The organism is Wolbachia endosymbiont of Drosophila barbarae, assembly GCF_044752445.1.
Taxonomy (GTDB): domain Bacteria; phylum Pseudomonadota; class Alphaproteobacteria; order Rickettsiales; family Anaplasmataceae; genus Wolbachia; species Wolbachia pipientis.
In genome coordinates this window covers 1-4,499 of sequence record NZ_JBIXJM010000252.1, presented here as the reverse complement: position 1 = coordinate 4,499, position 4,499 = coordinate 1, and the positions used below count along the sequence as shown (strand labels likewise).

The window sequence follows — 4,499 nt, the reverse complement described above, 5'->3', positions numbered from 1 at the left end:
AAAAAAGAAAATCTTTACATAACATATTACATAGATGCTTTAGCTTCAGAGAGGTCCGCTGCACAAAATACTCTGGAAAGTTATCGTTCGGATTTACACCAGTTTGAAGAATTTTTATTGGAAAGCGGCACTACCTTGGTTGGTGTAAACAAAACCAATATTAAAGATTATGTGAAATCTTTATGTACACAAAAAAAATATAAAAGTAGCTCTATATCAAGAAAAATATCCGCTATGAAAAATTTTTACAAGTGTCTATTTAATGACGGAATAATAGATTTTAATCCAGCGCCGGCTAATGATGCTGAATTAAAGAATCCAAAAGTTTCTCGTCCTTTGCCTAAGTATTTAAGTGTCGAAGAAATATTTTTGCTAATGGACACAGTGAGAAAATCAGCAAGCGAATCGAATAAAGAGATAAGCAGTAAAAGGCTATGTGCGATTTTAGATATCCTTTACTCTTCTGGAATGCGTGTTTCTGAACTAATTAGTATGAAATTATGTGAAGTGTCACATTTAATAAACAGTAATAACAAAGAATGCTATATAATAATAAAAGGAAAAAGTGGTAGAGAGAGGCAAATTCTTTTTAATGAACAAGCATTGCAGAGCCTTAGAAATTATTTATCAGTTCGTGATAATCTGATCTCTAAAGAAAAGGAATTCGATTGGCTATTCCCAGGTGATAAACCTAATAAACCAATTACAAGGCAGAGGGTCGGTCAATTAATGAAGGAGTTGGCAAGAAAATGCAATATTGATGAAAATAAGATCTCTCCACACGTGATTAGGCATTCTTTTGCTACCCATCTACTAAATAGCGGAGCAAATATTGTGTTGATACAGAAAGTTCTTGGCCATACTAACCTTTCTACAACACAAATATATACTCATATTGCTAACGAAAAGTTAAAGGACAAATTAGCTGATTCGCATCCTATTACTCAGATGATCAATAATTAAATTTATTGTTTTTAATTTGTAATAAAGTTAAATTTAAATAAATTTATGTGAGTTTGTGATTTCAAGTTTATTGTTTAATTTCTTTCTTATATTATGGGAGGTATTCTATACTTTCATTACTCTCCCTGTAATTTTCTTTTCTGAGTGTGTAATAACCATTTTCCTCGTCTGTTCGGTGAGAGTTGTATTATTCATGCTGCGTTTATTATGTGGCATTAAATATGAAGTGAGGGGAATGGAAAACATCCCTAAGCAACCTTTTATCATTGCATCTAAACACCAATCTCCATTTGAAACATTTATTTTTATACTACTATTTAGAAAAGCGGTTTTTATTTTAAAACGTGAATTGAAATGGATTCCATTCATTGGTTTGCATCTTATAGCGCTGAAAATGATTTTTATTAACCGTTCAGATGGTATCAGTTCTATACGCCATATAATCAAACTAGCAAAAATGCGTATAAAAGAAAATAGAAGCATAATAATATTTCCTGAAGGTACAAGAACAACTATAAACCAAAATATAAAATATCAACCAGGTATTGCTGCTTTATATAGCGTATTATCTGTTCCTGTGTTACCGGTTGCTTTAAACACTGGTTTGTTTTGGCCAAAAAGCATACTTTCTCTGAGAAAGAATCCCGGAAAGGCAGTAATAGAAATATTGCCCCCAATATATCCTGGGTTAAACAAAAATGAATTCTTGCAAAGTTTAGAAAAAATTATTGAAGAGAGAAGCAGTAGATTAACCATAGGAAAAACTGATATTGCAAATTAACAAAAAAACTTTATAATTAAAAGAAAAGTACAGTATTTTAGGTATTAATATATGGCAAATCATAAGAGTGCTAAAAAAATGATAAAGGTAATAGCAAAGCGCACTTTAATAAATAAGATGCGGAAAAGTAAAACTCGCACCTCTATTAGAAAATTGGTTGATATAATCAAGTCTGGCGACAAAGAAAATGTTGTTCTGGCATTTCGGAATGCTGAATCTAATTTACACAAGTGTGTGAATAAAGGTGTTATTCATAGGAATACTGCTGCGCGTAAAATAAGTCGCTTAAATGCAAAAGTAAAAGCATTGATGACCGCTTAATACGGTTAATGTAAAGTTAACTGTATTAATATATACTCCTCAGTTTGTATATTCTGTATAAAATTTAAGTAGCTTAAGTGATGGATAAAAAAGTGCTATTAGAACTAAGTAATGGATTAAAAATCGAGCTACCTGTATTAAGCGGAACAACAGGTCCTGATGTGTTAAATATCAAGGATTTATATAAGATGACAGGATTATTCACTTACGATCCAGGGTTTGTTTCTACAGCTTCATGCTCTTCTACAATTACATTCATTGATGGAGATGAAGGAGTTCTTAAATATAGGGGACATAATATAGCTGATTTGGCAGAGAATAATAATTTTACTGCTGTGATTTATTTATTGCTCTATGGTGAATTACCCAGTTCAGAGCAACACAAAAAATTTCTTCTCAAAATACAAGAATCATCCAAAGTATCAGAGCAAGTTACAAATGTAATTAAAGCATTTCCAAAAACTGCTCACCCTATGTCAATCTTAGTTGCATGTTTTGCAAGTTTGTCAGCATCTTATCATGAAAAGCATGGCAACAATGTCAATGGTGAAGACCTAGATTTTGGAATTTCTGCAATAGCGCAAGTTTCCACAATTATTGCAATGATTTATAGGCATATCAACAATCAGGAATTCATAAATGCTAACAATGAATTAAGTTACAGTGAAAATTTCTTAAAGATGATATTTGGCGATGCTGTTGATAATGATAAAAGCGCCCTTTTTGCAAAAGCTCTGGATAAAATATTTACTCTCCATGCTGATCATGAACAGAATGCTTCTACGGCGGCTGTCAGATTGGTGGGATCGGCTGGTTCTAATCTGTTTGCAAGCCTCTCTGCAGGAGTTGCTACACTTTGGGGACCAGCACATGGTGGAGCTAATGAGGCAGTTATAAATATGCTAAAAGAGATAGAGCAAAGTGGAGATATAGATAAATTCATCGAAAAAGCTAAAGATGATAAAGATCCATTTAAATTGATGGGATTTGGACATCGTGTTTATAAAAATTATGATCCGCGCGCGCGTATATTGAAAGGCGCTTGCCATGAGGTTCTAAGTAAACTAGAACAAAATAATGAACTGCTTAAAATTGCAAAAAAACTTGAAGAAATAGCTTTAAAGGATGAATATTTTATCGTGCGTAAGTTATATCCAAATGTTGATTTTTACTCAGGTATAATAATGAATGCTATTGATATCCCCTCAAATATGTTCACGCCTATTTTTGCACTTGCAAGAACCACTGGTTGGGTTACTCAGTGGTATGAAATGATAAATGATAAAGAAACTAAGATCTGTAGACCAAGGCAACTCTATTTTGGTAAATAAATTTATTTTCACTTCATTAGACTTCTTGCATAACCCAAACTAAGTAGAAAAAAGGTGTCATCCGAGTAGCTGACACTGGTTCCTTTACAACGGAAGTGTCCAGAGGTGTCATTCCAGTCTGGAATCCAGAAAAAAGGATGGTGTCATTCCGTATCCGTTTAGCCAATGGCGTCAACTTAAGAACTTTCATTAGCAAACTCTCCTAAAGACATGATGGCGTTTAGGCTTATCTACTTTATTGCGGCTGTCCCGGTCGGATTTTAACTTTAGCGCGTATACTTAAAAAGGGCTTGAAAGTTTTTTGGCGCAATAAGTACCTGATAGAGTTTCTGTCTCATTACACTAAATAAAACTGAAAAATTTAAACGATACTCAGTAATTTGATCTGGGTTCCAAGGCCCTTGTGCATCACACATATGAAGCGATAATATATTGCACATGACCAAGTTTGCCCAAAATTCTTGTAATACAGCCTCTCCAGAAAAATTCTCTAACTCTGCTCCTACTTTGAGTCGTTTATAGCACCCCTCTATGTGCCACCTTAACACATAAGCTTTGCTCCAAAGTCTCGGTCAAAAACTCTGTTTCTCAGTTGGCTAATGTCAGCACTATAACTCTTACTTTCTGTCCTTTCATTTTATTTTTTAGCTTTTCATTTTCTAATATAAAATCAAAATCTAATTCGCCAGCGTTCCCATAGCTTACTATAATTTTTTTTTTGCAAGCAAAAAATAAAATCTACTTCCAAATCATAATGCTGCTGAATGAATTTTACTGAAGACGATCATAGATAAATAATAATTTCTCTTGATTTAATAAACGCATTTGAGTGATAACTTCGGGTAATTGCTCTGCCGCCAACGTTTGTTCACCTATATTCCAAGCTGCAAGACGAGCACTACAAATCAGCGAAGTACACAAATCAACAAACAAATTGCCAATGGTGCCTGTTGTTCCATTTGGTTCAAACTCGAATACAATTTCCCCAGAGCTGGGTAATCTCATACCAGAACCATCTGCTGCAATAAGTCTATAGCCTCTCCAACTCAGGTTCATCCTGATAGGCTGTTTGGATGCTTAAATTCTTGAAAGCCTGTATGGCA

Annotated in this window: 5 protein-coding genes and 1 pseudogene; 4 read left to right on the top strand and 2 right to left on the bottom strand. The window is 33.8% G+C overall.

Annotated features, from left to right (window positions below; genetic code table 11):
• The 4 genes from ACIPNH_RS06620 to ACIPNH_RS06605 form a co-directional block, all read left to right on the top strand.
• Positions 1-963 (top strand): tyrosine recombinase (locus ACIPNH_RS06620; RefSeq protein WP_400772353.1); only part of this gene is annotated, 963 nt, incomplete at its 5' end.
• A 55-nt stretch (positions 964-1,018) separates the two neighbouring features.
• Positions 1,019-1,744 (top strand): lysophospholipid acyltransferase family protein, encoded by a 726-nt coding sequence (locus ACIPNH_RS06615; RefSeq protein ID WP_010963063.1) that lies wholly within the window; start codon positions 1,019-1,021, stop codon positions 1,742-1,744.
• A 51-nt stretch (positions 1,745-1,795) separates the two neighbouring features.
• Positions 1,796-2,065, top strand: a complete 270-nt coding sequence (gene rpsT / locus ACIPNH_RS06610; RefSeq protein ID WP_012673338.1) for a 30S ribosomal protein S20 — start codon at positions 1,796-1,798, stop codon at positions 2,063-2,065.
• Between the two features lie 80 nt (positions 2,066-2,145).
• Complete coding sequence (locus tag ACIPNH_RS06605) at positions 2,146-3,396, top strand: citrate synthase (protein ID WP_015589409.1); 1,251 nt, start codon at positions 2,146-2,148, stop codon at positions 3,394-3,396.
• 16 nt (positions 3,397-3,412) lie between these two features.
• Here the strand turns inward: ACIPNH_RS06605 and ACIPNH_RS06600 are convergent, their stop codons facing one another.
• Complete coding sequence (locus ACIPNH_RS06600) at positions 3,413-3,562, bottom strand: hypothetical protein (RefSeq protein WP_264339554.1); 150 nt, start codon at positions 3,560-3,562, stop codon at positions 3,413-3,415.
• Between the two features lie 23 nt (positions 3,563-3,585).
• A pseudogene (locus ACIPNH_RS06595) lies at positions 3,586-4,499 on the bottom strand (transposase); the annotation flags it as partial.

Bases quoted from the DNA above. Each gene is read 5' to 3' on its own strand.
- rpsT (WP_012673338.1), top strand. From the start codon at position 1,796: ATGGCAAATCATAAGAGTGCTAAAAAAATGATAAAGGTAATAGCAAAG.
- ACIPNH_RS06605 (WP_015589409.1), top strand. From the start codon at position 2,146: ATGGATAAAAAAGTGCTATTAGAACTAAGTAATGGATTAAAAATCGAG.